This is a genomic window from Clostridium acidisoli DSM 12555 (assembly GCF_900176305.1).
Taxonomy (GTDB): Bacteria; Bacillota; Clostridia; order Clostridiales; family Clostridiaceae; genus Clostridium_I; species Clostridium_I acidisoli.
Genome location: NZ_FWXH01000034.1, coordinates 1 through 16,550, shown reverse-complemented (window position 1 = coordinate 16,550; position 16,550 = coordinate 1). Strand labels below are relative to the sequence as shown.

17 protein-coding genes are annotated in these 16,550 nt (G+C 27.0%); all 17 read left to right on the top strand.

Annotation, left to right across the window (positions count from 1 at the left end):
- On the top strand, window positions 1–276 hold a 276-nt coding region (locus B8978_RS18345), incomplete at its 5' end, for an integrase core domain-containing protein (RefSeq protein WP_139795984.1).
- 478 nt (window positions 277–754) lie between these two features.
- Window positions 755–1,801 (top strand): DUF6382 domain-containing protein, encoded by a 1,047-nt coding sequence (locus tag B8978_RS18340; RefSeq protein ID WP_084117736.1) that lies wholly within the window; start codon window positions 755–757, stop codon window positions 1,799–1,801.
- A gap of 14 nt (window positions 1,802–1,815) precedes the next feature.
- Complete coding sequence (locus B8978_RS18335; RefSeq protein WP_084117735.1) at window positions 1,816–2,892, top strand: AAA family ATPase; 1,077 nt, start codon at window positions 1,816–1,818, stop codon at window positions 2,890–2,892.
- 15 nt (window positions 2,893–2,907) lie between these two features.
- Entirely contained in the window at window positions 2,908–3,153 is a 246-nt protein-coding gene (locus B8978_RS18330; RefSeq protein WP_084117734.1) for an EsaB/YukD family protein, read from the top strand.
- 16 nt (window positions 3,154–3,169) lie between these two features.
- Window positions 3,170–7,777: a type VII secretion protein EssC gene (essC, locus tag B8978_RS18325; protein ID WP_084117733.1), complete on the top strand. Its 4,608-nt coding sequence runs from the start codon at window positions 3,170–3,172 to the stop codon at window positions 7,775–7,777.
- Window positions 7,778–7,862: 85 nt separating this feature from the next.
- Window positions 7,863–8,156, top strand: a complete 294-nt coding sequence (locus tag B8978_RS18320) for a WXG100 family type VII secretion target (RefSeq protein WP_084117732.1) — start codon at window positions 7,863–7,865, stop codon at window positions 8,154–8,156.
- Between the two features lie 87 nt (window positions 8,157–8,243).
- Window positions 8,244–9,590, top strand: coding sequence for an ATPase, T2SS/T4P/T4SS family (locus tag B8978_RS18315; protein WP_207651899.1), 1,347 nt, complete (start codon window positions 8,244–8,246; stop codon window positions 9,588–9,590).
- 1 nt (window position 9,591) lies between these two features.
- Window positions 9,592–10,551 carry a hypothetical protein gene (locus B8978_RS18310; protein ID WP_084117730.1) on the top strand — a complete coding sequence of 320 codons (960 nt, stop codon included), beginning with the start codon at window positions 9,592–9,594 and terminating at the stop codon, window positions 10,549–10,551.
- A gap of 13 nt (window positions 10,552–10,564) precedes the next feature.
- The gene (locus B8978_RS18305; protein ID WP_176212752.1) at window positions 10,565–11,389 is read left to right on the top strand and encodes a type II secretion system F family protein; all 825 of its coding nucleotides are present in this window, start codon (window positions 10,565–10,567) and stop codon (window positions 11,387–11,389) included.
- A 19-nt stretch (window positions 11,390–11,408) separates the two neighbouring features.
- On the top strand, window positions 11,409–11,627 hold the full coding sequence (locus tag B8978_RS18300; RefSeq protein ID WP_084117728.1) for a hypothetical protein: 219 nt from the start codon (window positions 11,409–11,411) through the stop codon (window positions 11,625–11,627).
- A gap of 47 nt (window positions 11,628–11,674) precedes the next feature.
- On the top strand, window positions 11,675–12,094 hold the full coding sequence (locus B8978_RS18295; RefSeq protein WP_084117727.1) for a hypothetical protein: 420 nt from the start codon (window positions 11,675–11,677) through the stop codon (window positions 12,092–12,094).
- A complete protein-coding gene (locus tag B8978_RS18290; RefSeq protein WP_139796093.1) occupies window positions 12,091–12,654 on the top strand; it encodes a hypothetical protein in 564 nt (187 codons plus the stop codon). The genes B8978_RS18295 and B8978_RS18290 overlap by 4 nt, the downstream gene beginning before the upstream one ends.
- A gap of 15 nt (window positions 12,655–12,669) precedes the next feature.
- Window positions 12,670–13,353 (top strand): CpaB family protein, encoded by a 684-nt coding sequence (locus B8978_RS18285; RefSeq protein ID WP_084117725.1) that lies wholly within the window; start codon window positions 12,670–12,672, stop codon window positions 13,351–13,353.
- Window positions 13,354–13,377: 24 nt separating this feature from the next.
- A complete protein-coding gene (locus B8978_RS18280; RefSeq protein ID WP_084117724.1) occupies window positions 13,378–13,995 on the top strand; it encodes a prepilin peptidase in 618 nt (205 codons plus the stop codon).
- Window positions 13,996–14,017: 22 nt separating this feature from the next.
- Window positions 14,018–14,296 carry a WXG100 family type VII secretion target gene (locus B8978_RS18275; RefSeq protein ID WP_176212751.1) on the top strand — a complete coding sequence of 93 codons (279 nt, stop codon included), beginning with the start codon at window positions 14,018–14,020 and terminating at the stop codon, window positions 14,294–14,296.
- A gap of 75 nt (window positions 14,297–14,371) precedes the next feature.
- The gene (locus tag B8978_RS18270; RefSeq protein ID WP_139796092.1) at window positions 14,372–16,168 is read left to right on the top strand and encodes a hypothetical protein; all 1,797 of its coding nucleotides are present in this window, start codon (window positions 14,372–14,374) and stop codon (window positions 16,166–16,168) included.
- Window positions 16,169–16,209: 41 nt separating this feature from the next.
- On the top strand, window positions 16,210–16,550 hold a 341-nt coding region (locus B8978_RS18265), incomplete at its 3' end, for a hypothetical protein (RefSeq protein WP_139796091.1).

The following is a 16,550-nucleotide window of genomic DNA, read 5'->3' as shown; positions in this document are numbered from 1 at the left end:
GGTCCTCAATTCACTTCTGTTAAATTCGAACACTTTTGTAAGGTACACAGTATTTATCATGAGCTCATTCCAACAAATTCACCAAACTATAATGCTCATATTGAGTCTTTTCATTCACTTCTCTCCAAAGAATGTATAGCTTGGAATGAGATTAGAAATTTTACTCATGGATACTTGCTTATTGATGAATATATAAAATTCTATAATGAGGAAAGAATACATGGAAGCTTAAACTATACGAGTCCAAATGAGTTTATAAGAAAATCTATGAATTAATTAGCATTCGTAAGAAATTGTTGAAAATAAGGGGAGCAATCCGCTTCAAACTACGTCCTTGCAACCCAAAATAGACGTACCAACAGTTTGCTATGACCCCGAAGTGACCAGTATTTGACCTAGCTACAACCTAAATAATAAAAAATGCTGACTAACATTGGATAATAATTTCTTTTGTTAGTCTTTTCTTTTGCAATAGCTACTACAGTAGAGAGAAAAATACATGGTTTAATATATATTTAAAATATATTAAATAATATTGAAAAATATGAATAATAGATAATTTATATGCGTTAATATAAATTATTTGCGAAGCTATTTGTAGTTTTATAGGTTAACAATAAAAAAAATGTCGAATTTTAAATGTACACTACAAATTTAACATTTAATTGAATGAATACATTGATGAGTGTATAATTCAATTAAATTAAAAAAAAACATAAACTTTAAAATTCATTAAAAAATTAAGAGGTTGGAAATGATAAGTAAGCAGAAATTAAGTTTTAGAGAAGAAGTAGTTTCAAATAAAAAGTGTGTGTCTATTGATTTAGAAGAATTTAATGATGTTGTAGATTTTGAAATCAATATGATACAGAATAATCCTTCCCTACCATTTTTAGATGTAAAAGTATTTCGATTAGATAACGTAACAAAACTTGTATATGACGTAGGAAGAAAAGAAACTTTGGAACATTTTATAAATAGCCGTGAGTTTGGGAAAGATATATTTTTTAATATTATAGAATCAATAATGAAGACAATAAATTCTAGCAATGAATTTATGCTAGACAATAATAAAATAATATTAAATTTGAAGTATATATTTATTGATAAAAATAGTTTTCTAATATATATGATATTTGTACCAGTGGATATGAGGTATGAGTATTCAATAGAGGATGAATTTGCAAATATATGTAAAAAAATACTCGATAAATTTAAAAATATAAAAAAAGAATTAAGTCGTAATGAAAAAAAGATAGTTGGAATTATAAATAGTAGAAATTTTACTTTTGAAAAATTAGAACAAGCATTCTATTTGTATAATAAAGAGAATGTTAGTGAATTGAATTACAGAAAAGATATAGAGAATACAGGTGATTATGATGAAATATTGAAAGAAATTGATAATAAGTTAAGAAGTCACGAAAATTATGAAAATCAACAAAATGATGATAAGAATAGTCATATAGAGAAAAGTATAATTGAAGAAAACTATAAAGATATAGATGGATTGGATTTTTCAGATTTTGATATAGATGACTATGAAAATAATGAAGAGAATGATGAAGAATTAGGATACAGAGAATACAGGGATGTACAACAATTAGATAAAATAACCAATAATAAATCTAATAAGTTATTTATTTTGCAGCTTATTGTTGTGATGCTTATCGGAAGTATAGTTTTATTATTTAGTGTAGATGACAAGCAATTTTTTATCATGGTTATGAGTATAATGATATTTGTGCTAATTTTACTTGTGGTGTTAATTGTTTTAAGTTTTAGGAAAAAGAGGAATTAAAGGCAGGGAAGTTCATGGAAAAGTATAATATGATTATAGTTGATAGTGATGAAAGATATATTAAAAATCTTATGAACTATATTAATAAAAATTATTCGAATATATTTAATACAACTTGCTTCACTGATTATTTATATATGGAAGAGTATATTAAAAAACAAAAGAAAACAGAAATTATTTTAATAAGTTTGGAATTATTTAAAGATAATATATCTAAACTTAAAGATAGATTTGTAATTATATTAACGGAAAGTCTATCAGAATATGATGGTCATAGCTGTATAAAAAAATATCAGTCAGCAGAAAAAATATGTAAAGATATAATAAAAAAATATGAAGTAGATGGGAAAAATATAGAAGATAATAAAGATACAAATGTAATTACATTTTATTCGCCAATCGGTGGAATAGGGACAAGCACTTTGGCAATAAGTACGGCATATTCCATAGGACAAATGGGCAAAAAAGTATTGTATGTAAATTTGGAAAATATACAATCTACAGAAATATTTCTAAATAATTTCCCAAAATCTAAATATAATTTATCAGATTTAATAATTAGTATAAAAAATAGAAGTAATAATTTTTCTGAAATTTTAAATTCAAGTATAAATAAATATAGTGATTTAGAATTCTATTATTTTGGAGTTACTGATAGTATTTTGGATATTGAAGAATTAACTTATGAAGATATAAAGGATCTTGTTGAGAATATCCAAAAGGTAAATTTGTTTGATTTTGTTGTTTTTGATCTTCCATCAACACTTGATACAAAATATTATAGCTTATTTCAAAAATCAAATAACGTTTTTATTTCTATAGGCCAAGATAAAAGATCAAATTATAAGATAGATACGCTATTAACTCAATTAGATAATACGGAAAATTTTTTGTTTATAGTGAATAAACTAAATAATAAAAAAGAACAATTATTTCCACGGATTGTGTCAATTAACGCAAAGCCTGTAATACAAACTATAAACTTTTATGAAGATATTGAGGGAATTTATGATATTGATAAATGCTTTGAAATTTGCTCGGAATTTAAAGAGGATATTGAACAGATAGCAAATAATGTATTAGATTATTAAGGGTGGAGGATGAATATGGAAAAAGCTATTGTTACAGTTGGAGTAGATGGTACATCTATAGAAAGAGATTTAGAAATACCAATTGACATTTCGGTGAAAGAAATATGTGCAGTATTAAGTAAGGCTTTAAATTTAGAAGAAAACAAAATTAATATTACTGGTTACTATTTAAAAGCTGAAAATCCAATTTGCTTTTTAAAGGGCAATGACATATTAAAGAAGTTCAATGTTTCAGATGGTACAAAGATAAGTTTAGTTTAGGAAAAGGTGATTATATATGGTAGATGCTTTAGATTACTATAACGTTTTAATATTGTATAATGATGATTTTTATAAAGAAGTTGATTTAGATCATCTCGATTCGAATTTTGTTTTAATTGGTAATACTGAAGAATGTAATATAAATTTAAATATTAAAACAGAAACAGACATTAATGTTAGATTTATAAGAGATGATAATGGATGGCAAATTTCAAATGGTAAAAACTCATACTGTGTTATAAATGGTATAAAGGTAACCAGAAGACCAATCATAAATGGTGATAAGATTGTAATTAAAAATGCAGAAACAGAAATAGAACTATTTAAAATAAATTATTTTATTGATTTTGTTGCTGAAAATGAGAATTACGACAAAATAGTATCTTTAGATAAAGTAAGAACTTTAAAGATAGGTAGTTCAAAATCAAGTCATATTATTATTAACGATGATATGATAGAAAAAAATCATGCTTTAATTTCTAAGGAAAAAGATATATTCTATCTTTCAGATCTTAAAAGTAAATTTGGAATATATTTAAACGGAAAAAGAGTAGATGGAAAAGCTATATTAAAGGATAATGATTTTATAATAATTTGTGGATATAGGTTTTTATTTAAAAATGATACACTAGCGATGTCAAAATTAAATGAAAAAATAATTGTAAATAAACTAGAACAGATTCAAGATACTTCTAAGGATTCATTACTGGAATATCCATGCTTTTACAGATCTCCACGGCTACTGAAAAATTTACCAGAAGAAGAAATTTTAATAGATGATCCTCCACAAAAAATGAAAAGTGGAGAAAACAATTTATTAATAACCATGATCCCGTTGGCAGGGACAATATTTCTTACAATGTTAATGAATGGATCTCAAAGCAAAACAAGTATGGGATACTCGGTGGCAATGGCAGCATTAATGGGTATAGTTGCAATTATTGCCTTTTCAATGCAGACTGTGAAAGCAAAAAAACAACAATTTAAAAGGTACAAAAATTATAAACAATATGTAAAAGATAAAGAAAAACTTATAATAGAAAAAAGAAAAATATTTATTGAAAGTATAAATGAAATGAATCCAGATACAAAAAAGTGTATAGACATTGTGGAAAAATTCGACAGAAAAATGTGGGAAAGAGGACCAGAACATAAAGACTTTCTTAGTGTATCAATGGGAAACGGAACTGGTAACTTGTCATTTAATATTAAGGTTCCAGATATGAAAGTTGAAATTGATAAAGATAAGTTAAAGGATGACCCAAGAAAACTTAAAGATGTATATGGGAAAGCGGATAATATTCCGATTTGTATAAATTTAACTAAAGAGTTTCCAATAGGAATATATGGCAATAGACAATACACTATAGAATTTATAAAAAATCTGATCATAAAGATTGCTACGCTACATTATTTTGAAGAAGTTAAAATAGCAATTCTTCATCCTAAAGATGAAGAAAAAGAATGGAGTTGGGCAAAGTGGCTTCCTCATGTATGGGATAACAATAAAAAAATGAGATATATGGCTGACACTAAAGATGCGGCACATAATGTTTTAAATTCTTTATACAGTGAGATAAAAGATAGAAGAAATAATGAATATGAAGATAATGAAAAAAGAATTTTGCCACATTATGTAGTTATTATTGCAGATAATTCATTAATAGAAAATGAACCTATAATGTCTATATTAGAATCAGATGAGGATTATGCAGCTACTGGGATATTTGTTTATGATCATATAGGCTTGATACCACAGAAAAGTAAAAAGTTAATTGAAGTAATAGATAACAACAATGTTAACATTCAAGATATTGATAAAGGAAATGAATTACAAAAAGTAAAATTTAATGACGTAGAATTAGAAAAATGCATGAATTTTTCAAGGAGAATGTCGCCTATATTTGTGAAAAGCTCATATACCAAGAATTCTCTAACTAGTTATCTAACATTATTTGACTTATATAATATTAAAAGTGAAAATGACCTTGATATGATTAGTTACTGGAATAAAAATGAGATATATGAAACTATGGCTGTTCCAATTGGGTTAAAAGCTGGAGATGAAATTGTATATTTAAATTTGCATGAAAAATTTCATGGGCCACATGGACTTGTAGCAGGCACTACAGGTTCTGGTAAAAGTGAAATATTACAGACCTATATAGCATCTTTAGCTATAAATTATCATCCGTATGATTTGGGAATTATTATAATTGATTATAAGGGTGGTGGAATGGCTAATCAATTTAGAAACCTTCCACACTTGATTGGAACAATAACAAATTTAGATGGAAATCAAATAGATAGGGCGCTTATTTCTATAAAGAGTGAATTAAAAAGAAGACAAAGAATGTTTGCAGAAAATAACGTCAATCATATAGATTCATATATAAAATTATTTAAGAATGGCACTGCAAAAGAACCAATCCCACATTTGATTATAATAGCAGATGAATTTGCAGAATTGAAAAGTGATCAACCTGATTTCATGAGTGAACTTGTTAGTGCAGCTAGAATAGGTAGAAGTTTAGGAGTTCATTTAATTCTTGCAACACAAAAGCCATCAGGAGTAGTTGATGACCAAATATGGTCAAACTCTAAATTTAAATTATGTTTAAAGGTTCAAAATACTGAAGATAGTAATGAAATGATCAAATCACCACTTGCAGCAAATATAGTAGAACCTGGAAGAGCATATTTTCAAGTTGGAAATAATGAAATTTTTGAATTATTTCAGTCAGCTTGGAGTGGAGCGAAAAAATACGATAATGACGATGTAACTAAAAAAGAATTAGAAATATCAGAAGTTCTTATAGATGGAAATAGAAAGATTGTATATTCTTCTAAGGATGATACTAAAAATAAAGATGGAAAGACACAACTTGATGCAATAATAGATAAAATAAAAGAAGTTGCTATAGAAAATCATATTAAAAAACTTCAAGGACCTTGGCTACCACCTTTAGAAGATATCATTTATTTGGATGATATTATAGGTGAATTTAATTTAGACAAATGGGAAAAGGATAAGAAATATATAGATCCTTGTATAGGAAAAATAGACAATCCAGAAAAGCAAACTCAAACGGATTTAAGTGTTAATTTTAGTGAAAATGGACATTTGCTTATAATTGGTTCACCTGGAGTAGGTAAGACAACTTTACTTCAAACTATAATTATGAATATGATTAAGATGTATACGCCTGAATATGTAAATATATATATATTAGATTTTGGAACAAGAATTTTAAAAATGTATGAAAATGCTCCACAAGTTGGTGGAGTAATAACAACAGATGATGACGAGTTAATGAAAAATATTATTAAATTTATTTATAAAGAAATACATAAAAGAAAGAAATTATTAGCGGATAAGGGTGTAAGTAATGTTATTTCATATAGAGAGGCTACAGGAAAAATATTGCCTCAGATTATAATAATAATTGATAACTTTGCTGCATTTATGGAATTATATGAGGATTATGAGGATGATATAGCTAAATTTTCAAGAGAAGGAACTAATTTAGGAATCAACTTAATATTAACTGCATCCAATTCGTCAACGGTAAGATACAAGACAAGTTCTAATTTTAAAACAAATATTGTACTTAACTGTCTTGATAAAAGTGAATATAGCAATGTTTTTGGAAGAGCAAATATAGTCCCTTCTGATAATCCAGGAAGAGGACTTATAAAGGAAGAGCAAATATGTGAAATTCAAGTTGCATTGCCTGCAAAAGGAGACAGCGAAGCAGAAAGATCTAAAAATATAAAAAGCATTATCTATAAGATAAATGAGAATTGGAAAGGTAAAAAAGCAACACCTATTCCAATGATTCCTCAAATTTTAAATATTGATGAATTCATTAAAAATACGATATTTAACACTCAAGCTAATGAAGTTATTGTTGGACTATCAGTAAATGAATTTGAATGTGCAACTATAGACTTGAAAAACGTAAATTTCATACCAATAATTGGCGGTGAGGGTGCTGGAAAAAGTAATGTTTTGAAGTCAGCTATATATACCATGGATAAAGTTATGAATAAAGGTAGTTTTGAAGTATATGTGCTGGATTCTAGTTCATATGGATTGGCACAAATGGACAGTTTGTCACTAGATTCAGTGAAAGGGTATTTTACTGAAATAGATAAAATAAAAGAATTTTTAATGAATATGAAACAAGAAATTGATTATAGAAAAAATATAATTAATGAAGAAGTAAGTAAAAGCAAGGGGAAAGTTAAAGAGAATGATATAATCGATAAATTTATTAAAAAAATTATCTTAATAGATAATATAGATGAAACACTGAGCGCTCTAAATGAAGAGTATGAAATTAATGATTTTCTAACGGAAATTGTTAATAAAAACAATGGATATGGTTTAGTTATTATTGCAGCAGGACAAGAAGATCAATACAATAACTTATCATACAATCATCCATTTATGGATGTTGTAAAGAGTAAAAATAGAGGAATATTATTGGGTAGTGTCGAGTATCAAAACTATTTCAACATAAATGTAAGATATGGGAATAATGAGAAACCTATCAAGCCAGGGGATGGATACATAATATCAAATGATGGATATGATAGAATAAAAATTCCACAAATATAATGTTTAAAATATGCTTTTAACGCATCATAAAATGTTTTTATAATGTGTTTAAATATTAATTTGAAAATCGAAAGGAGAATGAATTATGGCATCATCAAAAATTACTATAACACCACAGGAGCTTACAAATTCAGCAGGAAAATTTAAGAGAGGTTCTCAAACTACAGCACAACTTTTAAGTAGCCTTAGAAGTGAAGTACAACGATTAGAAAGTACTTGGCAAGGTGCATCACAAAGTGCCTTTTTCCAGAAATTTGATCAACTAAAAAAACCTCTAGATGAATTTGTAACTGTTTTAGATGAAATCAATCAGCAGTTAACAGGTGTAGCTAAAGCTATGCAAGATGCAGATAATCAGATTGCTTCTAAATTAAGATAAGAAATGATTTAACTAAGAGAAACCTCATATTTAAATTATGAGGTTTCTTAGTAAAAAATATGTTATTAGAGAGAGATGATATTCAGATTGAGTTTTTTATCATTAAATAGAAAAAAAGATGAGAAAATTAATGAAGTTATAAATAACCAAGAAAACAGGCAACACGATAGATTAAATTTACAGGTTGATTATGATTTGATTATAGATAAAATTCTGTCGGAATTTATAGTTAATAGAGCAAGTCTTATTAATTCTGTTGAAAGAGGAATTAGACAAAAAAAAGATTTAAATAATGAAATTTTAATATTTTTGAAAACAAATGAGATATATCTTACCAAAATTCAGGTGATTGAATTACTAAAAAGATTTGAAACATATGTATGGGGATATGGAATTTTACAAGAATTAATTGATGATAATGATATAACAGATATTAAAACTATTGATTATGACAATATAAGAATAAAGACAAAAGGCAAAAGAAAAAAAGCTAATATAAAATTTTCAAGTAGAGAAAGTTTAAAGAAATATATTAATTATATAGCAACTAAAAATAACTCTATGTTAAGTGAAATTAATGCAATACAAAAGTTTACAGATAAGAACAGTTGTAAAAAATTTATTTTAAGAATAAATATATCTTCAGAATTTATAAATTCAAATGATTTACCATGCTTAATAATAAGAAAAATACCTAAAGATAAATATAATTTAGACAAATTAATGGAGTTAGATATGTTTAATGATGATATTAAAACTTATTTAAGAGAAGCTATAAATGGTGGGTTAACAATGTTTTTTACAGGAAAAGGAGCTAGTGGTAAAACAACTTTGATGAATGCATTAATTGATGAAATTCCCAAAGATGCCGCGTGCCTTGTAATACAAGAGGCAGAAGAATTGTTTACTAATAAACATCCAGATATGATTTTTCAGAAAGTTAAGCAAGCAAAGGGGGATGGAAAGATTCAATATTCATTGAGAGATCTTTCTATAAATGGACTTTTGTCAGACGTAGATTATTTTATTATTGGAGAAATAAAGGGTGGAGAAGCATATGACATGGCAAATGCAATATATACAGGACACATAGGTATGGCAAGTGTTCACGGTAATAGTGCTGAAGAAGCCATAAATAAGATTGTGCATTACATGAAATATGTTAGTGATATGAAAAAGGGCGAATTGCTTGAAATGTTAAGCAATATTGATACTTTAATATTTATGAAGGATTTTAAAATAATGCAAATATCAGAGGTATGTGGATTTGACTATGAAAAGCAAAATTTAATTTTTAATAGAGTTTATGAGTATCAAATAAATGAAAAAAAAGATGGTTACGTATCTAATTTTGTTAGATTAAATGATAGTTGTGATAAGATAAAAAACAAAAAGAAATATTGCGATTTTAGAAACAGTATTATGGGTGAATAAGATGATATTTTTGATTTTGGTTAGAATACTTTTCTTAATTCTGGTTTTAATTTTATTATATACATTATTTGATGTTTTCAGAGAAATTAAGTTAAGAGGATATATAGGAAATATATTTGGAAAATTTAGTTCTAAGTATGAAGAAAGACGAAAAAATAGAGATGTATATATTTTATTAGAAGGAGAAACAGAAGATATAACTTTTTTAGAAAAGATTGATTTATTAATTGAGCGTTCAGGTTTAAGGAGCTATATTCCCTTCGTAACTGGTGAAATATTGATTGTTTTTTCTATAACTAGTGCATTAATTATATCCATATTATTTCAAAAAATATCTGGACAAATATTATTTTCTATTGCTATATTTTTTATAATAATCTTCTTTATATATTTATCCTTAAGGCAACTATCTAAAATTACTTATGATAAAATTGATGATCAACTTTTAGTATATATAAATACTTTGGAAAATTTAACATCTACAAATTCAGATATTATTGAAATAATGGAAAAAGCATTGCCATACATGAGAGAACCATTAAAAACCTTTAGCAGGCAATTTACATTTGAATGTAAAAAAGGTGTGACTAAAGAGGAAGCGTTTAAAAACTTTGAAAATAAAATTGAAAGCAAGAGATTTAAGCAATTAATCAAGAATATGGAAATATGTAGTAAATATGAGGCAAACTATAAAGAAATATTAAACAAGTCTAGAGTAATAATGAAAAATTACTTTTCTGAAAAGGAAAGAAGAAAAAAAGAAGTAAGACAAGGAAGAATAGCTATAATAACTGTAATAATTATTGGTATCATACTGTTTAAAATTGTATTACAAATTGATGATGGTTTAGCTCTCCAGTTAAAAAATACATTTATAGGTAATATTATAATGGGTTACAATCTATTCGTTGTATTGTTTGCTATGTTTAAGTTTATTACTCTTGATAAAATAAATTATTAAAATTTAAGCGTAGGTGATAAAAATAAAAATTATAATATTGGCGCTTTACATTATAATTGGATTTAGTATATTTCTAGGAAGTTATTACATTTTAACACATATAAAATATCATAAGAAAAAAGATGGCATAAAATATGCTAAAGTCAATGGATTACTAAGGAATCGAAAAGAAGGATATTTTTCTTATGAAAGAATTTATAATTACTTAAAAAGGAATGGTAATCCACTTAGTTTGTCTCCTGGGGGATTTATAATCACAAAATTTATAAGCTCAATAATAATATTTGTGATATTTTTAAGTAATCCGTTTTTAGCAGTATTGTTGGCGTTTGCTGGATTTTACCTAATAGAACTAATAATTTTTTTAGATAATCGAAGCGAGATGAAAAAGATAAAAATCCAATTGACGGATGTATATGACTTTTTAAATATACAAACTTCGGCGGGAGTTTTTATAGGTTCAGCTTTAACAGAGGCTTATCTTATGGTTAAAAACAAAAGATTAAAAAGGGCATTGGCAGAATTATGCGCTGAAATAAACTTAACAAAAAATATAAACACAGCACTAGATAAATTTGAGCAGAATTTTAATTCTGTAGAAATAGAAGCATTTACTTTGACTATAAAACAATCTTTAATAACAGGAAAAATCGAACAAGCATTAAATGATTTGTCAAATTCTCAAAAAGAAATGAATCTTATAATAATACAGGAGCAGACTGAAAGCATAAAAATTTATAAAGATATTATACAAGTAATGATGTATGTTGGAATATTGTCTATGGTGTTTTTCGGATTAATAACAGAAATATCACAAGGTTGGAGTACTATATTTTAGAATTTAGGAGGAAGTTATAATGTTATATATATATATGGCTTTAAAATCAAAATTATGTAGCAATAAACTAACAAAAAAGTTAGGCGATGATAAATTAGTAGTTAGTCTTGTTTTAATAGCAGTAGGTGTAGTATTATGCTTTATTTATAGATCTGCAATCTCAACCAGTATTGGTGACGCAGTTAACTCATTGGATGACAAAATAAGCAATTTATTTCAGTCAACAACAAATTCATAAGAGTAATAGTTATAATGATATGCATTAAGAATTAAAAGGTGAATTTTATGAAAAAAAAGAAGGGTGAAGTTGAAGAATTTTTTATACAGATTTTAGGAATCATATTTGCATTTGCAATAATGATTTATGGAATATATTATGCAAAAACAATTATAGTGTATAATAATGCAAATCAAATAGCGAGGAAGTATATATTGGAGATGGAGACAAATGGTTTTTTGTCATCAGATGACATAGAAAACTTAAAAACGGAGGCTACAAAGTCAGGAATGACGGATGTAAGTGTAGATGCATCTGCTATACAAGTTGGTGATACAAAATATGGGGATAAAGTAACTTTGACAATTAATTTTAAAGAAGAGGTAAAAAAAATAGATTTCTCAGATTTTAGTTTGAGGACTGTTACAGATCCTGTTCCTGTAACAATAACTAAGTCTTCTACAGCTAAATTTTTTAACACAAAATGAAGAAAAAAGATGGAGGTATAATTGTTGAAGTTACTGTTTTTTTTATGCTAATGATTGTAATGATTCTCATAGTTTTTATCACCAGTTTAGGACAAGTAAAAGCCGAAAGTGAAATGGTTAATGATGATTTAGGCACTAGTGAACTAGCAGCATTTAAAGATATTGATACAGATGTGTTAGGAAAAAGTCAAAATTTAAATGAATTAGTTATAACAGATTATAATACAGCATTTCAGACTTTTGAAACTTATTTAAAAGAAAATTTAAATGTAAATGACAGTTTTAATCCAAATAGTAAAGCTAATTTTATAAAAAGTAAGGTAACAATATCTGATTTTGAAATATACAATCTATATGGAAACGATATTGAAGTTATAACATATAAAAATGGAAGTTTTTCAAAAGTGTACAATAATAATGCTAAAGGAACAATAAAAACTCCTAAGGGAAACATCGTAAATTATACAACTATATATGCAAAAATTGAATTTGATATTAATCCTATTTTCAATGTAAAAAAGCATGTTATATGTGAAGAGGAATCTAATATCGACAAATAGAGAGGTGAAATTTTTGTGCAAAACAAGATAATGGTATTCATAATATCTCTAATAATTACTGTTACATCATTTACATTTATCTTGTATATTGAGAGAAAAATATACAATCCAAATGGTTCCTCTGAAGTGTATGTGGCTAAAATAAATAAAATAGAAAAAGGATATGTAATAAATAAGAAAAATTTTGACCATTTATTTAAACTAGAAGAAAGAAGAAATGAACAAATAGTACCTAATCCAATAAAAAATAAAGAAGACCTAATGGATACAGTTATAAATGAAAACATATATAAAAATGAAGTTGTATCATCATCCATGTTATCTAAGGTTGATGATGAATTAGATGAAATAGACGACAAAAGAGAAATATCCATAAAGGGGAGTGATATTTCTGATGTGGTTGGAGGAGAACTAAGAGAAGGAGATAAAATTGATATAATGATGACATACTCATCGTCTAATAAAGTTATAACAGAAACCAAGATTAAAAGTGCATATGTATCTAAGACATATTCTAGTGATGGGAGCATAATCACTAGAGATTCACAAGACAAGCCAGCTACTACTATTAATGTTATAGTTAGTGCCAATGATGCAGATGTATTAGAAAATGCAATCAATGTTGGAAAAATTAAGGTTGACAAGGTATTGGATGATACTGAGTCTGGCGATATCAAAGTAGAAAATGATAAGCATTAACAAGGATGCATTTGAGGTATCTGAATGAAAAATATTTTAATATTAATTATTGTATCTATATTTTTTATAGTAAGCTCATTTAAATTAATCGGGTATATTAACATTAAAGATTCACAACATATAAGTTGTAAATTAATAAATAAGATTAATCTATGTATAGTTTCAAGTATCTTAAATATACTATTGTATTTAAAAGTAGGTTTAAACTTTGAATATATAGTATATTTTATTCTAATAATTTTTATAACAATGACAGCATATATTGACTATTTTACTCATTATATTTATAAAATTACAACATTTCCAATGCTATCTATATCGTTTGTCTATTATGCTATAAACATAATGGAAAACAATGTTTGTATAGATTCGTTTGTAAGTATTTTTTTTAGTTATGTTATGCTAAAAGTATTTTCTAGACTTAATTGGATTGGTGATGGAGATGTAGATGTTTTTGTAATAATATCATTTATTATTTTTAAAGACAATACATTAGCTATTATTGATATAATCTTGTCAATGTCTATTTCAGGACTTGTTGGGATATTTATGCTTGTTACAAAGAAAGCTGATTTAAATCACAGAAAGCCTTTGTGCCCAAGTATTGCAATAGCCACATATATTATATTGTTAATAATGTAATATTTTTTGAGGAGGGATGAAAATGCCAGATGTGCTTGTTGATGTAAATAAATTAAAGAATGCAGCAAAAGCTTATGAAAGCTATAAAAATGAATTGAATTCTATGCTAAATAGTATGAAGTCAGCTGTTAATAATTTAGAGAATGAGTGGAAAGGGGCAACTAGTAAAAGTTTTACTCTAAATCATTTTCCACAAATGCAAGAGGCCATGAAAAAACATATAAAAAAAATAGATGATTTAGAAAAAGAATTAAACTATGCTATAAGTCAATTCTCAATCTTAGATTCTGAGCTAAAATAAATTACAAAATGTTGGTGTTTAGGGGGTTTTAATATAAGAAGCAAGGTAGTTCAATATATAGTGTTGATTCTTTTTGTGGGAATAATATCAATATTTGTATTTAAACCAAGTGTAGTTATAGCACGTGATGGAGAACATATATTTGAACCAATGATTAACGATGGAAATTTAGAATATGATTATGGATTAAATTTTGTTTTGTCTAATAATATAAATGATCCACATATCTCAGGCAGTAAACCTTTTACAACCCCTCCATATCCTGATGACTCCCAGACTATAACTATAAGTAATCGACGTGACAGAAGCACAGGTTTAGAAAATGATGATAGAAGAGGGTGGAATTATTATGGTTGTGAATGGTTAACAAATTCAGAAATATATCGTTTTCACGATAATAACGAAGGTCACAATGAATATTTAGATGATTCATATAATCCGACCAACCCAGGTGATGGCAATGCAATTGAAGGAATTCAGGAAGGCTCATATTATGATGGATATTGGAATTCATACAGACGTGCTGTTATGATGCTATATTCTAGACAATTACCTTCTCCAGTACACTATTCAACAGTTGTATCATTTCCAAATTCATTTCCAAATGGATTACATACATATTTAAATGGCTCAGATTTATGGATACCAGCAAATGTTAATACTGATATTACTGATACTGGAATTGATGTATATCCGGATTCCTATGGGCAAAACGCTCAATATGAAGGAACTATACGTAATAATGAAATAATCATAAAATCAACTAACAATAATTCTGTAAGTATAGATAAATATATGGATGCTGATGGAAATTATTCGAATGATGTAGGAACTCAAAAAGGTGATGATTTAGTACAAGACTTTAATGTTTCAGGAGGAATTAATGAAAATGGAAATTCACCTAGTAGGGCAAATGTATCAACTAAAAATTGGAATGGGATGGAGAGAGAATTTACATCAGCAACTATGACAATAAATGGTCAAGATGGATTAAACCTTGAAATTGGAACAAAAGAAATGAACAAATATAATAGATGGGATGGTTATAGCAGTGGATTTTCATATAATAACGTAAATTATTCAGAACTTAAAATAGATGGGATAGCTCCAGGATTTACGGATACTGAAAATACAAATGTTGATAGCAATGTGCGAACAAGTGTAAACATGGATTCAAATCTTAACATAAGTGCAAATGTAGTAAACCTATATGATAACGAATCGGGAATAAAGTCCGTATATGCTAAAATTTATCCTTGTGATGAAGACGGAACACAACAAGATGGTATTGAAGCAAAAACAGTACAATTAAACAATGTAAATGGTAATTGGACATTAGATAATACAGATGCTTATGGGTTATTTCCATATGATCCTAATAAAACAGAGTATATAAATGTTGATATATATACTGAAGACAATGTAGGAAATGTAGGAAAGATATACTCAAAAACATTGGATCTTTTTACAGTGTATGCGTATGTTGTACCATATCAAAATCCAAGTTACAATCCAGATACCCAAGGATTATATTCATTTGAAAGTGGGCAATATGCAATATTAAAAATATTCACAAGTGGATATCCAGATAAACTTGAAATAACATATCCAGATGAACTTTCTGAAATAGATGACAGTTTAGATAGAGATGGAGAAAATGCAATGAGTATAACTCCACAGAAAAATCTTGAGACGGATGTAGTATTTAAGATACCGGAGTATACACCGATTGCTGATAATTACATAATAGATGTTATAGCCCACAGAACAAGTACAGGCAGTGATAGAGAAGATGACAGACCTAAATTTAATGTAGTTGATAATATTTTTAATGGAATAAGGACTAGAATCAATAATAATAACTCTAAATGATAAGAAATCTATAAAAAACAGTTAGAAAGAAGGGAGAGAAGTTGAGTTTAATAAATTCGGGAAATGGAATAATAGGAATAGACTATGCAGAAATGAACCGAGTAAAAAGTAACCTAAAAAGAGCAAGAGATAAAAGCACGGAATTAAATAGTAGAATAAATTCAGCAATAACAAAACTGCAAGTAGATAAAAACTCCTCAAGAATAAAAATGGCAACGGATCAGCTAAGAGATTATTCAAGACAAGTAACAAGAATGCAAGGAGATATGGATAGAACAATAAATAAAGTGGACAAGGCAATAAGAAGATTCAAGGAAGTAGATAGTGCTTGTGCAGCCAGAATAAGAGCTATAGGTGGAGACGAAAGTGAAAAGAAAAGTTT

Excerpts from the sequence above, each read along its gene's own strand:
- B8978_RS18275 (WP_176212751.1), top strand. The coding sequence starts at position 14,018 with ATGCCAGATGTGCTTGTTGATGTAAATAAATTAAAGAATGCAGCAAAA.
- B8978_RS18310 (WP_084117730.1), top strand. The coding sequence starts at position 9,592 with ATGATATTTTTGATTTTGGTTAGAATACTTTTCTTAATTCTGGTTTTA.
- B8978_RS18320 (WP_084117732.1), top strand. The coding sequence starts at position 7,863 with ATGGCATCATCAAAAATTACTATAACACCACAGGAGCTTACAAATTCA.
- B8978_RS18300 (WP_084117728.1), top strand. The coding sequence starts at position 11,409 with ATGTTATATATATATATGGCTTTAAAATCAAAATTATGTAGCAATAAA.
- B8978_RS18290 (WP_139796093.1), top strand. The coding sequence starts at position 12,091 with ATGAAGAAAAAAGATGGAGGTATAATTGTTGAAGTTACTGTTTTTTTT.
- B8978_RS18330 (WP_084117734.1), top strand. The coding sequence starts at position 2,908 with ATGGAAAAAGCTATTGTTACAGTTGGAGTAGATGGTACATCTATAGAA.
- B8978_RS18335 (WP_084117735.1), top strand. The coding sequence starts at position 1,816 with ATGGAAAAGTATAATATGATTATAGTTGATAGTGATGAAAGATATATT.
- B8978_RS18295 (WP_084117727.1), top strand. The coding sequence starts at position 11,675 with ATGAAAAAAAAGAAGGGTGAAGTTGAAGAATTTTTTATACAGATTTTA.
- essC (WP_084117733.1), top strand. The coding sequence starts at position 3,170 with ATGGTAGATGCTTTAGATTACTATAACGTTTTAATATTGTATAATGAT.
- B8978_RS18340 (WP_084117736.1), top strand. The coding sequence starts at position 755 with ATGATAAGTAAGCAGAAATTAAGTTTTAGAGAAGAAGTAGTTTCAAAT.
- B8978_RS18280 (WP_084117724.1), top strand. The coding sequence starts at position 13,378 with ATGAAAAATATTTTAATATTAATTATTGTATCTATATTTTTTATAGTA.